The sequence below is a fragment of the Massilia sp. PAMC28688 genome (assembly GCF_019443445.1).
In the GTDB taxonomy this organism is placed as follows: Bacteria; Pseudomonadota; Gammaproteobacteria; order Burkholderiales; family Burkholderiaceae_D; genus Telluria_A.
Genome location: NZ_CP080378.1, coordinates 4959400 through 4978258, shown reverse-complemented (window position 1 = coordinate 4978258; position 18859 = coordinate 4959400). Strand labels below are relative to the sequence as shown.

The 18859-nt window shown below is 62.3% G+C and carries 18 protein-coding genes, 1 tRNA gene and 1 pseudogene; 13 read left to right on the top strand and 7 right to left on the bottom strand.

Annotated elements, in window-relative coordinates:
* Nucleotides 1-147: 147 nt before the first annotated feature.
* The 3 genes from KY495_RS22175 to KY495_RS24430 all read left to right on the top strand — a co-directional run bounded on the left by KY495_RS22175 (nucleotide 148) and on the right by KY495_RS24430 (nucleotide 3160).
* Nucleotides 148-2661 (top strand): ATP-binding protein, encoded by a 2514-nt coding sequence (locus KY495_RS22175; protein WP_219881440.1) that lies wholly within the window; start codon nucleotides 148-150, stop codon nucleotides 2659-2661.
* Between the two features lie 46 nt (nucleotides 2662-2707).
* Nucleotides 2708-2956, top strand: coding sequence for a hypothetical protein (locus KY495_RS22170; RefSeq protein ID WP_219881439.1), 249 nt, complete (start codon nucleotides 2708-2710; stop codon nucleotides 2954-2956).
* A 105-nt stretch (nucleotides 2957-3061) separates the two neighbouring features.
* Complete coding sequence (locus KY495_RS24430) at nucleotides 3062-3160, top strand: PEP-CTERM sorting domain-containing protein (protein ID WP_219881438.1); 99 nt, start codon at nucleotides 3062-3064, stop codon at nucleotides 3158-3160.
* On the opposite strand, the gene KY495_RS22160 is transcribed toward KY495_RS24430, so the two are convergent.
* On the bottom strand, nucleotides 3157-3387 hold the full coding sequence (locus tag KY495_RS22160; protein WP_219881437.1) for a hypothetical protein: 231 nt from the start codon (nucleotides 3385-3387) through the stop codon (nucleotides 3157-3159). The genes KY495_RS24430 and KY495_RS22160 overlap by 4 nt on opposite strands.
* 200 nt (nucleotides 3388-3587) lie before the next feature.
* On the opposite strand from KY495_RS22160, the gene KY495_RS22155 reads away from it, so the two are divergent.
* The 3 genes and pseudogenes from KY495_RS22155 to KY495_RS24425 all read left to right on the top strand — a co-directional run.
* Nucleotides 3588-4373, top strand: coding sequence for a glutaminyl-peptide cyclotransferase (locus KY495_RS22155; protein WP_229518416.1), 786 nt, complete (start codon nucleotides 3588-3590; stop codon nucleotides 4371-4373).
* Between the two features lie 111 nt (nucleotides 4374-4484).
* Nucleotides 4485-4940 carry an Imm26 family immunity protein gene (locus KY495_RS22150; RefSeq protein WP_219881436.1) on the top strand — a complete coding sequence of 152 codons (456 nt, stop codon included), beginning with the start codon at nucleotides 4485-4487 and terminating at the stop codon, nucleotides 4938-4940.
* A gap of 111 nt (nucleotides 4941-5051) precedes the next feature.
* Nucleotides 5052-5189 (top strand): annotated as a pseudogene (locus tag KY495_RS24425) (transposase); the annotation flags it as partial.
* Between the two features lie 74 nt (nucleotides 5190-5263).
* Here KY495_RS24425 and KY495_RS24160 read toward each other — a convergent pair.
* The 6 genes from KY495_RS24160 to KY495_RS22120 form a co-directional block, all read right to left on the bottom strand.
* Nucleotides 5264-5587, bottom strand: coding sequence for a CCDC90 family protein (locus tag KY495_RS24160; protein ID WP_229518415.1), 324 nt, complete (start codon nucleotides 5585-5587; stop codon nucleotides 5264-5266).
* An 86-nt stretch (nucleotides 5588-5673) separates the two neighbouring features.
* Nucleotides 5674-6456, bottom strand: a complete 783-nt coding sequence (locus KY495_RS22140) for a DUF2894 domain-containing protein (RefSeq protein ID WP_219881434.1) — start codon at nucleotides 6454-6456, stop codon at nucleotides 5674-5676.
* Nucleotides 6449-7084 carry an OmpA family protein gene (locus KY495_RS22135; RefSeq protein ID WP_219881433.1) on the bottom strand — a complete coding sequence of 212 codons (636 nt, stop codon included), beginning with the start codon at nucleotides 7082-7084 and terminating at the stop codon, nucleotides 6449-6451. The genes KY495_RS22140 and KY495_RS22135 overlap by 8 nt, the downstream gene beginning before the upstream one ends.
* Nucleotides 7084-9363, bottom strand: coding sequence for a DUF802 domain-containing protein (locus KY495_RS22130; RefSeq protein ID WP_219881432.1), 2280 nt, complete (start codon nucleotides 9361-9363; stop codon nucleotides 7084-7086). The genes KY495_RS22135 and KY495_RS22130 overlap by 1 nt, the downstream gene beginning before the upstream one ends.
* Nucleotides 9360-10106 carry a DUF3348 domain-containing protein gene (locus KY495_RS22125; RefSeq protein ID WP_219881431.1) on the bottom strand — a complete coding sequence of 249 codons (747 nt, stop codon included), beginning with the start codon at nucleotides 10104-10106 and terminating at the stop codon, nucleotides 9360-9362. The genes KY495_RS22130 and KY495_RS22125 overlap by 4 nt, the downstream gene beginning before the upstream one ends.
* A gap of 95 nt (nucleotides 10107-10201) precedes the next feature.
* Nucleotides 10202-10288, bottom strand: a tRNA-Leu gene (locus KY495_RS22120).
* Between the two features lie 122 nt (nucleotides 10289-10410).
* Between KY495_RS22120 and KY495_RS22115 the strand changes: the two genes are divergently transcribed.
* The 7 genes from KY495_RS22115 to KY495_RS22085 all read left to right on the top strand — a co-directional run bounded on the left by KY495_RS22115 (nucleotide 10411) and on the right by KY495_RS22085 (nucleotide 18859).
* A complete protein-coding gene (locus KY495_RS22115) occupies nucleotides 10411-11181 on the top strand; it encodes a hypothetical protein (RefSeq protein WP_219881430.1) in 771 nt (256 codons plus the stop codon).
* Nucleotides 11182-11213: 32 nt separating this feature from the next.
* Entirely contained in the window at nucleotides 11214-13400 is a 2187-nt protein-coding gene (locus KY495_RS22110) for a penicillin acylase family protein (protein WP_219881429.1), read from the top strand.
* Between the two features lie 47 nt (nucleotides 13401-13447).
* Complete coding sequence (locus KY495_RS22105) at nucleotides 13448-13999, top strand: thymidine kinase (RefSeq protein WP_219881428.1); 552 nt, start codon at nucleotides 13448-13450, stop codon at nucleotides 13997-13999.
* Nucleotides 14000-14014: 15 nt separating this feature from the next.
* Nucleotides 14015-14572, top strand: coding sequence for a hypothetical protein (locus KY495_RS22100; RefSeq protein ID WP_219881427.1), 558 nt, complete (start codon nucleotides 14015-14017; stop codon nucleotides 14570-14572).
* A 129-nt stretch (nucleotides 14573-14701) separates the two neighbouring features.
* Nucleotides 14702-16873, top strand: coding sequence for a carboxy terminal-processing peptidase (locus tag KY495_RS22095; protein ID WP_219881426.1), 2172 nt, complete (start codon nucleotides 14702-14704; stop codon nucleotides 16871-16873).
* Between the two features lie 361 nt (nucleotides 16874-17234).
* Nucleotides 17235-17525, top strand: coding sequence for a PEP-CTERM sorting domain-containing protein (locus KY495_RS22090; protein WP_219881425.1), 291 nt, complete (start codon nucleotides 17235-17237; stop codon nucleotides 17523-17525).
* Between the two features lie 143 nt (nucleotides 17526-17668).
* A complete protein-coding gene (locus KY495_RS22085; RefSeq protein WP_219881424.1) occupies nucleotides 17669-18859 on the top strand; it encodes an acyl-CoA dehydrogenase family protein in 1191 nt (396 codons plus the stop codon).

Here is an 18859-nt window from a genome sequence, read left to right as displayed (position 1 = left end):
CAGATTTGCCACTCCCGCCCTGGCCGGATGCCGATAACGCTGCCTTTGTGCAAACGCCAATGTTAATATTCTGAGTGCGGCCCGCGCCGTACCGGAGTGGCTCGCTCGCCCAGCTCGTTATCGTCGTTTATCTCGTCCAGGTTCTTCATGCAAGCGAATTTCAATTTTCTGTCCAACGGTGGTGAACTTGGTGCCCTGATGCGTGCCAAGGACTGGACAGCAACGCCGCTCGGCCCGGTGGCGCAGTGGCCAGCGCTGCTTAAAAGCACCGTGCGGCTCATCTTGTCGTCGCGCCATCCCATGTTCCTGTGGTGGGGGGCGGACCTGATCCAGTTCTACAACGACGCCTATCGCGCGACCATGGGGCCGGAGCGCCACCCCGCGGCCCTGGGCCAGCCGGGCCGCGCATGCTGGGAAGAGATCTGGCCCATCATCGGACCGCAGATTCACAAGGTCATGTCCGGCGGCGGCCCCACCTGGAACGAAAACCAGCTGGTGCCCGTTACCCGCCATGGCCAGCGCGAAGATGTCTGGTGGACCTATGGCTACAGTCCCATCGAGGACGAGGCCGGGGTACAGGGCGTGCTGGTGCTGTGTACCGACGTGACGGCCCAGCAGCGCGCCAGGGCCGAGCTGGAGGACATGAACCGCGCGCTGGTGGACCAGATCCGCCAGCGTGAGCAGGCCCAGCTGCAGGAATCGATAGAAACGCGGCAACGGATCGAGGCCGAGCAGGCATTGCACGCGCAGCGCGAGGCAGAAGGCGAGCGGCTGCGGGCCCTGTTCGACCAGGCGCACGGCTTCATGGCAATCCTCCGCGGGCCGCAACACGTGTTTGAGTTCGCCAACGCCGCTTACCAGGCGCTGGTGGGCCATCGCGAACTGGTCGGCAAGCCGGTGCGCGCTGCCGTGCCGGACATCGCCGGTCAGGGTGTTTATGAGCTGCTCGACCAGGTATATGCCTCCGGCCAGCCGTTCAAGGCCACCGATCAGCAGATTACCCTGCCGGGCGCCGACGGCCGCCCGCACCAGGCGTATCTGGACTTTGTCTACCAGCCCATCTTTCTGGGCGGCAGGGTGGACGGCATTTTCGTGCAGGGCTACGACACCACCGAGCGCTCGCTGGCGCGCCAGGCCATGCAGCGCAGCGAACTGCGCCTGCGCCAGGGCATGAAGGCGGCCGGCATGGTGGTATGGGACTGGGACCTGGTCACCAACAAGGTCGATTTTTCCGACAATGCACCGGAACTGTTCGGTGCCACCTGGAGCGACATGGCCGCCGTGTGGAACGCCATGGAGCCGGAAGACCTGGCGCGGCTGGAGCAGGAACGCCTGGCTGCCCTGGCCACTGGCGGCACCTATGGCGACGTGGTCCGCCTGCGCCGTCCGGACAATGGCCAGCTGGTGTGGCTGCAGGTGCGCGCGACGGTCGTCTGTGGTGCCGATGGTGGCGCGACCTGTATCCGCGGGGTGTCGATCGATGTCAGCGCCCGCAAGCGGGCCGAAGAATCACTGCGTGAAGTCAGCCGTCACAAGGACGAGTTCCTGGCCATGCTGTCGCACGAATTGCGCAATCCCCTGGCGCCCATCCGGTCCGCGGCCCACCTGCTGGGCATGGCGCCTGACAATGTGGCGCGCGTGAAGCAGTCGAGCGTCATCATCGAACGCCAGGTCAACCACATGACCAGCCTCATCAACGATCTACTTGACGTGTCGCGCGTAAATACCGGCCTGGTTACCCTGGACAAGCAGGTGGTGGACATGCACCAGGTGGTTGTCGAATCGCTGGAGCAAACCCAGCCGTTGATGAACGAGCGCCAGCACTCGCTGCGCGTCAGCGCGCCGCCTGAAGGCGAAGTACTGGTGCTGGGCGACCGCAAGCGCCTGGTGCAGGTGCTGACCAACCTGCTGCACAATGCGGCCAAATACACGCCGCCGGGCGGCAAGATTGCCCTGACCGTGAGCCGCTACGCCGGCATGGTCGAGATGCATGTGAGCGACAATGGCATCGGCGTCGATGCCGAGCTGATGCCCCATATTTTTGAACTCTTTACTCAGGAAAAGCGGTCGTCGGACCGGGCCCAGGGCGGCCTGGGCCTGGGGCTGGCGCTGGTGCGCAGCCTGGTACTGCTGCACGGCGGGCATGTCACCGTGGCCAGCGAAGGGCCGGGCGAGGGCGCCACGTTTTCCGTCTATCTGCAGCGCCACCAGCAACAGGAAAATCCGGCGGCGGGCGACGCCCACGCGCGGCGCGAGCCCGGCGCCCTGCTGCGCATCCTGGTGGTGGACGACAACCAGGATGCCGCCCATGCGCTGGCAATGCTGCTGGAACTGGAAGGCCATACCGTCGCGGTCGAGCACGATCCGCTGCATGCACTGGAGCGCGCGGCCGAATTTTGCCCCGACGTATGCGTGCTCGATATTGGCTTGCCGGGCATGGATGGCTATGAACTGGCGCGCCGCTTGCGGGCAGCGCCCACCACGGCGGCGGCCACCCTGATTGCCCTGACCGGCTACGGTAACAAGTATTCGCGTGAAACGTCGGTGTCCGCCGGCTTCGATTTTTACTTCGCCAAGCCGGCCAAGACCACCGAGCTCACGGCAGTGCTTGCCACAGTAAGGCCAGCGGACATGGCGGCGCCCCTGGCCCAGCGCGCGTGATGTGCCACGCTGGGTTGTCGGCCAGGCTTAAGAACCCGGTTCCCACATGAAAACCGGGGTCCACATGTTCAGGGCAACATTGGCGATGTTCCCTGCCGCAGCCACGCTCTCGCTGAGTGCGTCAGCGGGGTATGTGCAATACGATTTTTCGGGAAGCTTCAACGATGGCGATGGCGTGGACGGATACTTCATCCAGGATGAAGATACCAAGGTCGTTGCCTTCTATGAATTCAACACCATTGGGGGGTGTGTACGGCATGTCCGGCGCAGAAGCGCAGATGGTACGGTTTGGTGACCTGGGCAATGGTGAACGCCGGCTGGTGGGCGGACGCGCCACGGCGCGTCAGGCGAGCTGCTGCGCTTCTTGGCAAACGTGCCGGTGGATGGAATCCACTGGACTATGCCGACCGTGCCGTCGCCGGTGCCGGAGCCTGCGCCGCTGGCGCTGCTGGGTGGCATGGCCGCGATGGCCGGTCTGCGCCGCCGAAAAGCCGCTTAAGTCTGCGGCTGGCTGCACGCCTGCGCGATCACCACCCGCGCCAGGCGTTCGGCCTGGCGGCTGGCGTGGCGCTCCAGCACCGCCTCCTGGGCGCGCTCGCCGACCACGCCGCGCAGGGCGAGGTAACGCTGCGCGACATTGTCGCCAAACGCCACCCGCAAGCGCATGGTTTCCTCCGCGCTCACCCCAAGCTCCTGCTGCTCTTCAAAAAAATCCAGCTCGTCCATGATTGAATCCTCCTGCGACGACTGTACGCTGAGACATCGTCCATTGCTTGCGCTGCATCATGCAGGAATGAAAGGTCGCGCATGTGTTGCACGGCGTGAACAGTGGCTGTGGTGGCCGATGGTGGCGGGCATGGGATTTTCGCCCCTGGCTGCAATTCCAGTATCATGCGAGCGTTCGCATAACTTTGCCGGAGTGTGATGTGAGAAAAATTGCAGCGTCTGTGCTGCTGTGTACGTCGCTGGGAGCGCCTGCGGTGCAGGCTGCCATTCCCGTGTATTCCTACGTGGTCAAGAATACGTATCCCCACGATCCGGAAGCGTTTACGCAAGGCTTGTTCTATCGCGACGGTTTCCTGTATGAAGGCACCGGCATGAACGGGCGCTCGTCGATTCGCAAGGTGGAGCTGACCACGGGCAGGGTGCTCAAGCAACACGACCTGGCGTCGAAGTACTTCGGTGAAGGTATCGCGGAAGTGAACGGGGACATCGTCGGCCTGACCTGGACCTCGCAGGTCGGCATGGTATATGACGGCAAGACCTTCAAGGAAAAGAAGCGCTTCACCTACAGCGGCGAAGGCTGGGGCCTGACCAGCAATGGCACCCAGCTGTACATGAGCGATGGCAGCTCGTACATTCGCGTTCTCAACGACAAGATGGAAGAGGTGCGCCGCTTTGAAGTGATCGCTGACGGCAATCCCATCAACCGTTTGAATGAGCTGGAGTGGGTTGACGGCGAAATTTATGCCAACGTGTGGGGGACTGATGTCATTGCGCGGATCAATCCGCTCAATGGCAAGGTGGTGGGATGGATCGTGCTCAAGAACCTGCTGCGCGGGCCAGCCCAGGCATCCACCCCGGTCGACGCCGTGCTCAACGGCATCGCCTATGACAGCAAGGGCAAGCGTTTGTTCGTCACCGGCAAACTGTGGCCGCTACTGTTTGAAATTGATCTGGTGGAAGTCAAGACGCCGGGGCGCAAGCCTTGAAAGCACGATTTGTCCCTTCAATCACCCAATTCGGAGGGTCGAAATTCCTACACGCCGTGACATCCGCCCACAGCCGGAATCAGGCTCATAGATCTCAACAGTGGTGTTGAGATGGCCGCGCAGCGCATGAAAATTGGTCAGCTAGTGGAGATTGAGTTGCGTGATGGATCGCGCGCTTTTGGTAGGGTGATAAGCAGATCCGAAATGGCTTTCTACGACCTTCTTGCTAAGCCCGGTGCGGCATTCGAAGTCGAGGCGATTTATAAATCAAAAGTCGCTTTCACGTTGTCGGTGATGAACAGTGCCGTTAAAAGCGGTCGCTGGCGAGTTGTGGATTGGCGGAACCTTGAGCACGTTTTTCAGCGCGAGCGCCTGTACTTCCTGCGCGACGCAATCACGGGCGAGATTTCGATATACAACGCCGCCTCCGGCGAGATTGTACCTGCGATTGCTGGTGAAGAAGTTGGATTGGAGCGCGCTGCAGTTTGGGACGCGGCGCATGTCGAAGACCGTCTTGCCGACTATTTCGCGGGAGTGCTTAATCGGTGGGTTCAACAGCTTAGCTGAATAAGAGTAACGTGCCAGTGCCCACGTCTGTCGCGCCAAGAATGTGGGCTTCCCCTGAAATTTAGTCTTCCACAGGTGACGTAAAATAACGTTACTTTGGAAGAAACTGAAATGAAGAAAATACCAAAACCGGCATTCACCACCGAGTTCAGGGAGCCCGCCGTCAAGCGGGTTGTTGCCGGGGAGACCAATTCGGCGGTGGCCAAGGAACTTGGCCTGAGCGACCAGACGCTGCGCAACTGGGTCAACGGTGATAGTGGGTTTCGGGCCTCGTCAACAACGCGCACTGACCAGCGTCATCCAGCCTTCACTTCGACGCTTGCTTATCGACCCGCTGCCGGCTCGGCCGATGGAATTGTGATGACAATAGGGGCAGGCGCCGCTGTGGTGGCGCGGGGCACCGCGTTGTTTAGTACGAACGTCATGACAGTCAGGCCGAGCGCCACGGCGCTGATGACGATGCCGGCCACCCACTTGATTGTATCGGCATTGCCGCGGTCGACTTCTGCCTTTACCCGCTCAATGTCGGTTTTCAACTCCGCAAAACGTACATCCATTTTCGATTCTATCGAAACCAGACGTGCCTCGACACGCGACTCCGCAGTCGCCGATTGCGCATTGATATCGTTGTCGCTGGATCGGTGCATACTTTCATATTAGAAGGCGAATATATCGCAGTCAAACGTGCAGCGTTGCGTATCGCCGTCTTTTGGCACCGATCAAATTGATGGCATCACTTCTTTGCCGCCCTCGCTGGCTTGCCCGCCTTGGCAGGTGCCGCGCGCTTTCGTTTGACGGGCACTTCAATTTCGCCCGGATCCAGTGCAAGCAAGGTGTCCACGTAAGAAACCATGCGGTTCATGTAGTCCGGCGAGATTGACTGCATCATTGCCAGGGCCCGCAACACCAGCATGTGCGAGTTGATGGGACCAGCGTTTTTCGGCGCCTGTTGCATCGCCATTGACAGCTGCCTGTCGACACTCAGCCTGGCCCACGTGGCGCGCGCGTCGCGCACGGTCTTGAGCTCAACCGGTGGCAAGGATGCCGTCCCACGGGTGCTGATCCTTGTTGTCGGCCCTTGTCCCGCCGTCATGATGAGGGCAGGCTCAAGTTGCGACACCAATCCGGCCAGAGCCAGGCCCTGCTCACGCACACCGAGCGACGCGACAAGATGGCGCAGACCCTTGTAGTCGCTGCTTGCGTACAGGCCGCGTAGCTGGGTAGCGGCGTGCGGATAGCGCAGGCATGCACCATCGAGCACTTCCTGTGCGTCAGCGCGCGCCTGCGCGAAGCGCTGGGCAAACGCCGCTGCCGCTTGTGCAAGCTTCGCTTTCAGCAAACCCCGTGCGCTTCCCTGATGGTGAGACGCGCGCCGTGACAGTACGTCGAGATAGTGCCATCCCGGCCCATCGAATTGTGGCCCACCCTGATCCTTCAGGTTTGCCAGCAGGGCAGCAATATCTTCCTGCGCGGCGCTGCCGGCAGCGTCCATAACCGGTGGGGCAGGATCAGTCATTGCCCGGCGCTTTGGCAGAGGCGGATTTTGGGACAGGCGCCATCTCCACCCGTCGGTTGAGCGCGCGCGCGGCGTCATCCGTGTTGGGCTTGACCGGCTGCTCGGCGCCGAATGCCGCGGCAAACACCATCGACGACGGCATCCCTTGCTCGACCAGCGTGCGCGTCACCGTCAGCGCGCGCTGCGCCGACAGTTCCCAGTTATCTGCAAACGGCCCATTGCGGATCGCCTTGTCGTCGGTGAAGCCACTGACCATCAGCATTTCATCGCGCGCGGCGAGATAGGCACGCAGCGGCGTCACCAGGCTATTCAGCAGCTCGCGGCCGTCGGGTTGCAACTGGTCCGAATTTTGCGCAAACAGCACCTGGCCGCTGATGCCGATGCGGCCATTGTTCAAGGTGATGCGCCCACTCGCCAGCGGAATCGCCAGCGCCTTTTCCAGCGTCATGCGGCGCTGCTCTTCTGCGTGGCGCTTCTTGACTTCTTCCTGCAGGCTCGACGTCAGCTCCATCTGCACGCCCACCACGGCCACCAGCACCAGCACGAAGGCACCCAGCAAGCCTGACATCAGGTCGCCAAAGACGGCCCAGATGGGCGCCGTCTGCTCGCTTGCATCCAGCTCGTCCATCAATTGCTTTCTTCCGCCTGCAGTGCCGGCAGGTGACGCAGTTGGTCCACAATCTGCTTCTGGGAACTCATGGACAGATCGATGATTTCGCGTGCCTGCGCGACGTAGTAGGCCAGCTGCCCGTCGCTGCGGGTCATGGACTTGTCCAGCGCAATCTCAATGCGCTCCAGGTTGGAGGCCAGCTTCTCATTCGCGTCGTTGAACGACTGCACCGCCACGCCAAATGCGTCGGCCAGGCTTGCCACATCGACCGCGCTGCTGGTCACGTGGGCGGCAATGTCGGACAGCTTGCCCGCTTCGCCGGCGACGTTGGCGGAGAACGTCTCGCTGGCCGCATCAAGCTTGGCTGAGGACGACGCCACCAGCGCGTCGATCACCGCGCGCTGTTCGTGCGAGGCATGCTGGATATCGTCGAGCAGCGTGTTGAGGGTTTCCAGAATGCGGCTGCGTTCTTCGAGCAGGGCATTGTCGCGCGCCACACTGTGCGACATTTCCTGGCGCAGCTGGGCAATGACTTCAGCGGCTGCGCGCGGCGCCTCGGCGGCGGTGTCGATCAGGCGGGTGATAGGTGCTTCCAGGGCCGTGCCCAGCGTGGACAGATGGGTGGTGACTGCGCACTGCAGCTCGCCCATGCGCGCCACGGCAGCGTCGCCGCGCGCCGCTTCCTGATCGCGCAGCGCGCCCAGTTCGGATTGCAGCAGGGCAGTGAGCTGGTCCATGCGCTCGCGATGCTGATCCAGCCATTGCGCTTCGGCGGCAATGCGCGAGCGCATCAGGTCTTCGGCTGTCGCCAGGAGGCGGGCCGTATCGCCCAGCGACGCGTCGGCATCTGCCCGTACCTGGGCCGCCAGTTCGCCCACGGCGTGCGTGACTGCGGCGCAGATATCGCGCTGCTGCTCCATCACCTGCGCGCCGCTGTCCTGCCATGAGCGAGTCAGCGCAGCCGCCATCGATTCGAGTGAACCCGTCCATGCTTGCTGACGCTGCTGATCGCGCTCCGCTTGTTCGGCCTGCATGTGGACGTATGCGTCACCCACGTTGGCAACCAGGGTGCTGGCGCGCTGCTCGAACGACGCGCCAAATGCTTCCAGGGCGTGCGCCACCTCGGCGGTCAGGCCCCGATTTGCCTGCTCCTGCTTGTCCAGGGCGGTTTCCCAGGTTGCCGCCACGCGCCCGGTGGCGTCGCTGAAGCGCTCGGCCAGGCCATCGAGCTGCTGCTGCACGCTGCTGGCGGTGCGCTCATGCATTGCGCGCGCTTCTTGAGCCATCGCCTGCATCGCCGTTTCGAGCACCGGCCGCACGCTGTCGCCCACGGCATGGGCGCTCTGTGCCAGGGTTTCACGCAAGGAGCTGTCGACCGAGCGTGCCAGTGTCGCATAGGTCTCGCTGGCACCGCTATGGAATTGGTCCTGGTTCTCCAGCAGGCGCTGGTTCAGCTGCGCGCTCATGGCCAGCGTTTCGCGCACTGAACTGTCGAACGAGCGCGCAAGTTCCGTGTAGGTCTCGCTGGCACTGCGGTGGAATTGGTCCTGGTTGTCGAGTAAGCGCTGGTTGAGTTGGCCGCTCATCGCTTCCATCTGCTGCATCATCGCCTGCAGCTTGTCGACCACTTGTGGAAGCGCGGCAGATTGCGTCTGCAGTGCGCGGAACGTCTCATCTCGCTGGCGGGTGTGCGAGAAGCGGTTCAAGACCGTCGCCGTCCTGGCGTCGAGGAGCTGGCCCGCCTGCATGCGCTCGCGCCGGCAAAGGGCCGACATCAGTCCCAGCATGGCCGATGCGGCTACGCCGGCGACCGATGTGCCGAACGCCAGGCCCAGTCCCTGAACGGGCACCGCCAGCGCCGAGCGCATCGCTTCGAGATCGGCCGTTTTTTCCAGGGTGAATACCGCGCCCTTGAGCGTGACCACCATGCCGAGGAAGGTGCCCAGCATGCCCAGCATGACCAGCAGGCCAACCAGGTAAGGCGTCAGCGCAGGGCCGGGAAGGGCGGCGCGCTCGCCCTCGATACGCAGGCGTACGGGGTGCTGCAAGGAGTTGTCGACGCCTGCCAGGAATGTATTCAAGTCCGTCATGTCGTCAGGAACTGCCACCAGCGCCGCAGTCAGGCCGCCACTGGCTTTGCGAAAGCGGTGCAATTCGACCGCCCCGCCGAGGTAGACCAGGAAGATCAGCGCCGTCATGGTCATTGCCAGGGTGCTGGAGTCCAGAAAACCGATACCGACCCAGATAACCGCGGCGGCACCGATAAAGAAAGCAAGGTTGAACAGATGTTTATTCATGGTTTTTGAAGGAGGGCGTCCAGTAGTCCGGCGCTCGGTTGCAGGCGCAGGTCTGCTTCGGCCAGCAGAAGGGTTTGCAGGTTCTGGCAGAAGCTCGCCAGCCAGCCGTCGGGCTGCATCCATGCTGCCGGGCTGTCGGGCTGTCCGCTGACAGAAAGATGATCCAAATGGGCGGCGTACAAGGCATCGAAGCGCTTTTGCAGCAGCATTGGCACCCTGGCGAGCAGCTGGGCCTCGCGCGGGCGCAGGAATTTATCCATCACCACGTCCAGTTCAGCGAGCTTGCGCAAGCCTGGCGTTGCCCGGGCCAGCGCGGCGCGCAGATTCACGCGCAGCGGCTCGACGCTCAGTTCCATGTCGCGCTGGTGCGCTTCGTAGAACCGCCGGTACGGAACGTACGACACCTCGCCCTCAATGGGAAGCGGCCATTTGATATGCGATTTGGCGCCGCCAGGGGAGCAACTTTTGATGATCGATGCGGTCATGAACGACTGGATGCGTTCAAATTCAGTGGCAAGGCGCGCAGCCGTTTCTGCCAGCTGCGCCTGGCCCTGTGACGGTATGGCGCCCAGGCCGGCATCAAGCACCGACGACAGTGCAATTGCGTCCGTAAAGTGCAGCCACTGTCCCAGCCCTTGCGCAAAGTCGCTCACCGGCTCCGTCCCTGGCAACAGGTCGAGGTCAGCGAGGCAGCGCAGGAGCTGGGAGCTATGGAAACTGGAAGGCGGCAGGATGCGCGTCATGGGGAACTTGCGGGACGTCGTAGTGAAAACTGGGGGGCGCGCACTGGCACGCGGCGTCGATTGGTCTGCCGCGTTGGCTTCTACTGTACAAGCGCTGGTGCCCGGAGCCGGAATCGAACCGGCACGCCCTTACGAGCACGAGATTTTAAGTCTCGGGTGTCTACCAGTTTCACCATCCGGGCAGCGCGCGGAATTTTACCACAGGCGCGTGCCGGTCCGGCCACTTTCCCGGGATGGTTCAATCGTGTAGCATTCGTGGCGGCGCAGCCAGCGCGCGGCGCCGCAGTACTTACAAGGACACGAATTGAACATCACCATCAACGAGGAACTGCGTTCCTTCATCGACCCCCTGACTCATAACGAATACGCCGCCCTCGAGCGCAGCCTGCTGGCCGAAGGCTGCCGCGATGCGCTCGTGCTGTGGGGCGATGTGCTGATCGATGGCCACAACCGCTACGATATCTGCACCAAGCACGGCATCGAGTTCCGTACGGTTCAGAACAGCAATTTCGCTTCGCTCGATGATGTGATGCTGTGGGTGATCGACAACCACCTGGCGCGCCGCAGCGTGTCCGATTATCAGCGCGGCGTCCTGGCGCTGCGAAAAAAGGATATCGTCACCGCGCGCGTGGCCCAGCGCGCCGCGGAACCGGAATCGCCAGCGGCCGAAGAAGAAAAGCAGCTGCCCGAGCCGCCCCCATGGAACACCCGCGAAGACGTGGCCAAGGCCGCGCGCGTGTCGAGCAATACCATCAGCCAGATCGAACGGATCCAGAAAGCGGCCACGCCGCAGCTGGTGGAGGCGGTGCGCGCCGGGACCATCTCCATCAACGCCGCTGCCAATGTCGCTTCGCTGCCGGAAGAAGTGCAGATCGCGGCGGTGGCCGGCGGCCGCAAGGAACTGCAGCAGGCGGCGCGCCAGGTGCGCGAGCAAAAGGCGGCGAGCCGCCCGCCCAAGGAAGTGCCGCAAGACGCCGAAGCGGAGCTGCGCGCCCAGGTAGCCGTCCTGCGCGACAAGGTCGACGCGCTTACCCAGGAAAACAATGATTTGAAGGCGCGCCTGGGCATCGCCTGAGCGCCATCCCGCCACAATCCACAGGAGTCGCCATGTTCCACAGCCGCTTGCTTGCATCCACTGTCCTCGTTTGCGCCGCCGCGGGCGCCGCTGCCGCCCCGGTCATCGCCCAGCCGTCTGCCGAACACGCGCGCTGGCAGGCTGCGGCCAAGCGCGTGACGATCATGCGCGACAAATGGGGCGTGCCCCACGTATTTGGCAAGACCGATGCCGATGCCGTCTTCGGTCTCATGTACGCCCAGGCGGAAGACGACTTCAATCGGGTCGAGCTCAATTACATCAACGCCATGGGCCGCCTGGCCGAAGTGGAGGGCGAAGCCGAAATCTGGCGCGATCTGCGCATGAAGATGTACATCACGCCGGCCGACATGAAGGCCAAGTACGCACAGAGCCCGGCATGGCTCAAAAAGCTGATGAATGCCTATGCCGATGGCCTGAACTACTATCTGCTCACCCATCCCCAGGTCAAGCCAAAGCTCATCACCCGCTTCGAGCCGTGGATGGCGCTCGCGTTCAGCGAAGGCAGCATCGGCGGCGATATCGAGGAAATCGACCTGGGCGAGCTGGAAGCCTTTTACGGCATGAAGCCGAAGCAGGCGTCGCGCGGCACTGGCTTTGACCCCGAGCCGCGCGGCTCGAACGGCTTTGCCATTGCGCCCAAACTGAGCAAGTCCGGCAAGGCTCTGCTGCTGATCAATCCCCACACCTCGTTCTACTTCCGTCCAGAAGTACACATGGTGAGCGAAGAGGGGCTCAACGCCTATGGCGCCGTGACCTGGGGCCAGTTCTTCATCTACCAGGGTTTCAACGACAAGGCGGGCTGGATGCATACTTCCGGTGGCGGCGACGTGATTGACGAATATCTCGAGACCATCGTCGAGCGCGACGGCAAGCTATTCTACAAGTACGGCAAGGGCGAGCGGGCCCTGCGCGCCGTGCCCATCACGCTGCCGTACAAGACTGCCAACGGCATGGACAGCAAGACCGTCATGACGTATTTCAGCCACCACGGTCCGATCGTGCGCAGCGTGGACGGCAAGTGGGTGGCGGTCAAGATGATGGAAGAGCCCCTTCGGGCGCTGCAGCAGTCCTGGTCGCGCACCAAGGCGCGCAGCTACAAGCAGTTCGTCAAGGCCATGCAGCTGCGGACCAACTCCTCCAACAACACCGTGTACGCCGATGGCGACGGCAACATCGCCTACTTCCACGGTAACTTCATTCCGCGGCGCGACCCTTCGTTCAACTGGAAGCGCCCGGTCGATGGCAGCAATCCGGCTACCGAGTGGCAGGGACTGCACGCGATCAAGGACACCATCACGCTGTTCAATCCGGCCAGCGGCTGGATCCAGAATACGAACAACTGGCCGTTCCGGGCCGCGGGCGCAAGCAGCCCGCGCGAGCAGGACTATCCTAAATATATGTGGTCGCTGCCGGAAAACGCGCGCGGCCTGCACGCCCTGCGCGTGCTGGAAAACGGCCGTGACTTCACGCTTGACAGCCTGATTGCCGCCGCCTACGACAATTACCTCACCGCCTTCGAGCCCATGGTGCCGGCACTGGCCAGGGACTACGACGCGCTATCGGCGGGCGATCCGCTCAAGGCCAGCCTGGCGCCGCAGGTGAAGGCCTTGCGCGGCTGGGACCTGCGCTACGCGGTCACGTCGGTGCCCACGTCGCTGGCCATTTACTGGGGCCAGGAGATGGTCGCAGCGGCCAAGCCGGCGGCCAAGGCGGCCGATGTGCCGGTCATCGATTTCATCCAGACCTCGATCACGGGCCAGGATCGCCTGCAGGCCCTGGCCCGTGCCAGTGCCAGGCTGGAAAAGGACTTCGGCACCTGGCAAACGCCATGGGGCGAGATCAACCGCTTCCAGCGCCTGAGCGGCGACGTGCGTCAGCAGTACGATGACAGCAAACCGAGCCTGCCGGTGGCCTTCCCGTCGGCCGTATGGGGCTCGCTGGCTTCGTTCGGCATGTCGGCCAAGCAGACGACCAAGCGTATTTATGGCGACCGCGGCAATAGTTTTGTGGCCGTGGTGGAATTTGGCCCCCGCATCAAGGCCAAGAGCATCCTGGCCGGCGGCAATAACAGCCAGCCCGGCTCGCCGCATTTCGCCGACCAGGCTGCGATGTACAGCCGTGGCCAGTTCAAGGATGTGCTGTTCTACAAGGAAGACATTGCGCGCAACCTGGAGCGCCAGTATCACCCGGGCCAGTAAGCTTGCACTTGTTATAATTCGCGCTCGAAACGGTTCAGGAAACAGCAGTGGCAAAACTTTATTTCAGGTATTCGGCGATGAACGCCGGTAAATCGACGGCTCTGCTGCAGGTGGCGCACAATTATGAAGAGCAGGGCCAGCAGGTGCGCCTGTACACGGCGGCCATTGACAGCCGCTACGGCGTGGGGAAGGTTACATCGCGCCTGGGCCCGCAGCGCCAGGTCGATACCTTCGACGCCGGCACCAATTTCCTGGACGAAGCGCCAAAAGTGGCCTGCGTGCTGGTCGATGAAGCCCAGTTCCTGTCCACGGCCCAGGTCCAGCAGCTGCACCAGCTGGCCCAGGTGCGCGGCGTGCCCGTGATCTGCTATGGCTTGCGCAGCGATTTCCGGGGCGAACCCTTTCCCGGCTCGGCCTACCTGCTGGCACTGGCCGACGATATCGAGGAACTCAAGAATATCTGTACCTGCGGCAAAAAAGCCACCATGAACGTGCGGGTGGACGAGCAGGGCAGGCGCATCCGCGAAGGCGAACAGGTCAGCATCGGCGGCAACGAGCGCTATCGCCAAGCTTGCGGACGCTGTTTTTACGCCCAGTAACTGTATAGTGCGGCCATGGACTTCGCCGCCACCTGCCGCTCGCACGCTCCGGCGCTGCTGTGCCAGCACAGCGATATCGCCTTGTACCTGCTCCCCTCGGCAGCGCTGGCCCTGGTGATCCGCTACCTGGCCGCCGCCCATCCTGTCTTTTTTGTGTTTACTGTGGCCGGCACCCTGTGCCACGAGCTGGCCCACGCCGTGGTTGGCTGGCTGAGCGGCGCCGCCCCGGCTTCGCTGACCATCATTCCGCGCCGCAAGGGGCGTCACTGGGAACTCGGCTCCGTCACGCTCACGCGGGTGCGCTGGTATAACGCCGCGCCCGCTGCCCTGGCGCCGCTGGTGCTTATCGTCATCCCACTGGCCGTGGCATGGTGGCGCACCCGCCCAGGCTGGCGCTTCGAGCCCGCCGACTTGCTGCTGGCCCTGCTGCTGGCGCCCCAGTTCCTGTCCTTCTGGCCCTCGGCCATCGACTGGCGCATCGCGGCCCGCTCCTGGCCTTATCTGTTCATTATTACGCCTTTGGCATGGCTGGCCTGGCGCGGCACGCCGCAACTGTTTCAGAATGTAATGTAGTGGCCCACACTGGTGGAAATTGCCTAAGCTGATCTTAAGTGAACAGGAGCAAGCTAACTATGCGGCATGGTCAGTGCTGTTAGAATCAGTCCACAAGTAACCATAAGAATTCGGCCCGGAGAAAATACGATGAAGAAGTGCATGTTGATGGTGGCAATGGCGTTTGCCTTCACGAGCGAAGCGGCAATTGCGCCTGCCGACAAGTTTGTCACGCTCAAGCCCTCAGCGTCCCAGCCCCAGGCCGCGTACAAGGCAGCCATGCTGCTGGTACGCCATCACTACAAGGCCGTCCCGCTGGATGACGCCATGTCGCTCAAGATTTTTGACAAGTATTTTGAATCGCTGGACGGCGAAAAGCTGTTCTTCCTGCAAGCCGATATCGACCAGTTCGCGCCAGTGCGCACCAAGCTCGACGACGCCATCCGCAACGAAGACATGGCGCTGCCGTTCACGATTTATAACGCGTATCAGCAACGTTTCAGCCAGCGCATCAAGTATGCGCGCGAGCTTTTGAACGTCAAGCACGACTTCACGGTGGACGAAAGTTTCCAGCTCGACCGCGAAAAGGCAGCCTGGCCGAAGAACGAAGACGAAATCCGCGACCTGTGGCGCCGTCGTGTCAAGAATGACTGGCTGCGCCTGAAACTGGCCGGCAAGGACGAGAAAGCCATCCGCGAAACGCTTGACAAGCGCTATGAAAACTACGCTACCCGCGTGGCCAAGGTGGACAATGAGGACGTGTTCCAGCTCTTCATGAATGCCTACGGCACCTCGATCGAGCCGCACACCAACTACCTGGGACCGCGCTCGGCCGATAATTTCGATATTGCCATGCGCCTGTCGCTGGAAGGCATTGGCGCCGTGCTGCAGTCGCGTGACGAATACACCGTCATCCGCGAAGTGGTGCCGGGCAGCCCGGCCGGCCTGTCGGGCAAAGTCAAGGTCGGTGATCGCATCGTGGGCGTGGCCCAGGGCGATGCTCCCTTCGTCGACGTGCTCGGCTGGCGCATCGACGATGTGGTGCAGCTGATTCGCGGCGCCAAGGATTCCGTGGTGCGCCTGGACATCTTGCCGGCCGATGCCGGTCCTGACGGCAAGCACAATACGGTCTCGCTGGTGCGCAAGAAGATCAGCATGGAAGAACAGGCCGCCAAGAAAAGCATTATTGAAGTGCCTAATGGCAACGGCAAGCGGCGCGTGGGCGTGATTTCCCTGCCCACCTTCTACCAGGATTTCGAAGCCCGCCGCCGCGGCGACAAGAATTACAAGAGCGCCACGCGCGACGTGGCCCGCATCCTGGCCGAGCTCAAGAAAGCCAAGGTGGACAATGTCCTGATTGACCTGCGCAACAATGGCGGCGGCTCGCTGACCGAGGCGGTAGAGCTGACGGGCCTGTTCATCGACAAGGGACCGGTGGTCATGCAGCGCTCGGCCGAAGGCAGGGTGGAAATCGAGAATGACGCCGTGCCTGGCCTGGCCTGGGATGGTCCGGTCGGCGTCCTGATCAACCGTGGTTCGGCGTCGGCGTCGGAGATTTTTGCTGCTGCCCTGCAGGATTATGGCCGCGGCATCATCATTGGCGAGCCCAGCTTTGGAAAGGGTACCGTGCAATCGATGGTGGACCTGAACCGCTTTGCGCCGCCCACCGACAAGAACCGCTATGGCGAGCTGAAGCTCACGGTGGCCCAGTTCTTCCGCATCAACGGCGGCACGACCCAGCTGCGCGGCGTGACGCCCGACATCAAGTTGCCGGTCATGTCGGACATGGAAAACTTTGGCGAATCCAGCTATGACAATGCGCTGCCGTACACGGTCATCAAGCCGGCCGTGTTTGTTCCGGCCGGCGACTTGACGGAGCTCATTGCCCCGCTGCAGAAAAAGCACGAGGCACGCATTGCCAAGGACAAGGACTTCCAGTACCTGCAGGAAGACCTGGCCATGTTCCGCAAGTTGCGCAAGGAAAACTCGGTATCGCTCAATGAAGCCGTGCGCCGCAAGGAGCGTGATGCCCAGGAAGCGCGTGACAAGGCCCGCGAGCAGCGCCTGAATGCCCAGGCTGCCGTTGCCGGTGACAGCGCCCGCGCCAAGGTCGCCGCTGCCAAGGCGCGACAGGACGACGGCCTGCAGGCAGACGAGCGCAACCTGGCGGCCGAGCTGGCTGCGGAAAAGGCGGCCAAGGAAGCCAAGGATGTGATGCTGCAGGAAGCGGCCAATGTATTGGCCGATGCGGTGGACATGGTCAAGACCGACAACCGGCTCGCGCTGCGCCTGATGCCTTATATGAATAATAAGGCCCGGTAGCAAAAAATGTTGTTGTAGATATCACACAGCTTGCGCTGGGTGATTGCAGACGGGCTCTGCAGAAAGAGGGGTTTCTCATAGGGGAAACCCCTTTTTTTTGCGCTAACGCAGGCTAGCTTCAATCGTGCAGGGCTATTTTTTTATTAATGTTAGGATGATTACTCAGTGCACTATTAACAACACCAAAATATATCAGGAGGGTTTCATGGTCGTTCGACACATTCTTTTTGCAGGGCTTTTCGCTACTGCTTCACTCGCCAACGCAGGTCTGGTGGGTCCAACTGCGGACGCGCCTAAACCGGCTTTCTCCTTTAACGCTGGTTCGGCTGCACAAGCCGGTCCATCGGATGCGTTCCAGGGTATGTCGGCTGGCCAGTTCAGCTACACTGGCCACACGCGCATGGGCGACAATGGCGCCACGTCCACCATGCTGCTCTCGCAGAAAGCCTTCAGCGGCACCCCAGCTCCTTCGGCAGCTGCAGCAGCTGCGGCCAACACCAACGGCCTGGTCGTTCCAGGTACCGCCATTGCAGCTGATGTGACTGCGGGTGTCAACGCCATCGGCCCTGCTGCCGTCCCTGAGCCTGCAACCGGCCTGCTGATGCTCGCTGGCCTGCTCGGCGCCGGCGCGCTGACCCGCCGCCGCAAGTAAGTCCCGCAGTTCCGTCTTAAAAAGCCCGCCTGTGCGGGCTTTTTTGCGTGCGCGGAGGTCCATGTTGACCATCACCCTGACCGTGGGTACAATCAATCTGAACGGTCGTGCTATTTTTCGGCGGCGGACAACTAGGAGACTGAATGGACCTACATTACTCGAGCGAGGACCTGGCATTTCGCGACCAGGCGCGTGCTTTTCTCGATTCCAACCTGCCGCCGGACCTGCAGGCAAAAGTGCGCAGTCACCTGCGCATGTCCAAGGAAGATTACGTGCGCTGGCATAAGATCCTTGCCGAAAAGGGCTGGGTCGCGCCCGGCTGGCCCGCCGAGTTTGGCGGCCCCGGCTGGACGCCCGTGCAGCGCCATATTTTTGATGAAGAATGCGCGCGTGCCGGCACCCCGGCCATCTTGCCGTTCGGCGTGAACATGGTGGCGCCGGTGATCATGGCGTTCGGTAACGACGAGCAGAAGGCACATTTCCTGCCGCGCATCCTGTCCTGCGAAGACTGGTGGTGCCAGGGTTACTCCGAGCCCGGCGCCGGTTCCGACCTGGCCTCGCTCAAGACCACCGCCGTTCGCGACGGTGACCACTACATCGTCAATGGCCAGAAAACCTGGACCACGCTGGCCCAGCACGCCGACATGATCTTTTGCCTGGTGCGCACCGACAGCACCGTGCGCAAGCAGGAGGGCATTTCCTTCCTCCTGATCGACATGCACAGCCCGGGCATTACCGTGCGCCCCATCCTGATGCTCGATGAAGACCACGAAGTCAACGAAGTGTTCTTTGAAAACGTGCGGGTGCCGGTGGCAAACCTCATTGGCAAGGAAAACCGCGGCTGGACCTATGCCAAGTACCTGCTCGGGCACGAGCGCACCGGCATTGCGGCCGTGGGGCGTTCCAAGCGCGAGCTCGCCTTCCTCAAGCGCTTCGCCGCCGCCCAGCGCAAGCATGGCGCGCCGCTGCTGGAAGACCCGCTGTTTGCAGCCAAGGTGGCCGCGCTGGAAATCGAATTGATGGCGCTGGAAATGACGGTGCTGCGCGTGCTGGCACAGGAACACAAGGCGCCAGGTCCTGAAGCGTCAGTACTCAAGGTGCGCGGCACCGAGATCCAGCAGACGCTGACGGAACTGATGGTGGAAGCGGCCGGTCCCATGGCCCTGCCTTTCGATCCGGCCTACCTGGAGTCGGACACGGCCCACAGCGCCGCCGGCGACGACGACGCGGCGCCCCTGGCCGGCTACTACTTCAATTTCCGCAAGACCTCCATCTATGGCGGTTCCAACGAGATTCAACGCAATATCATCACCCAGATGATCCTGGGCCTGTGA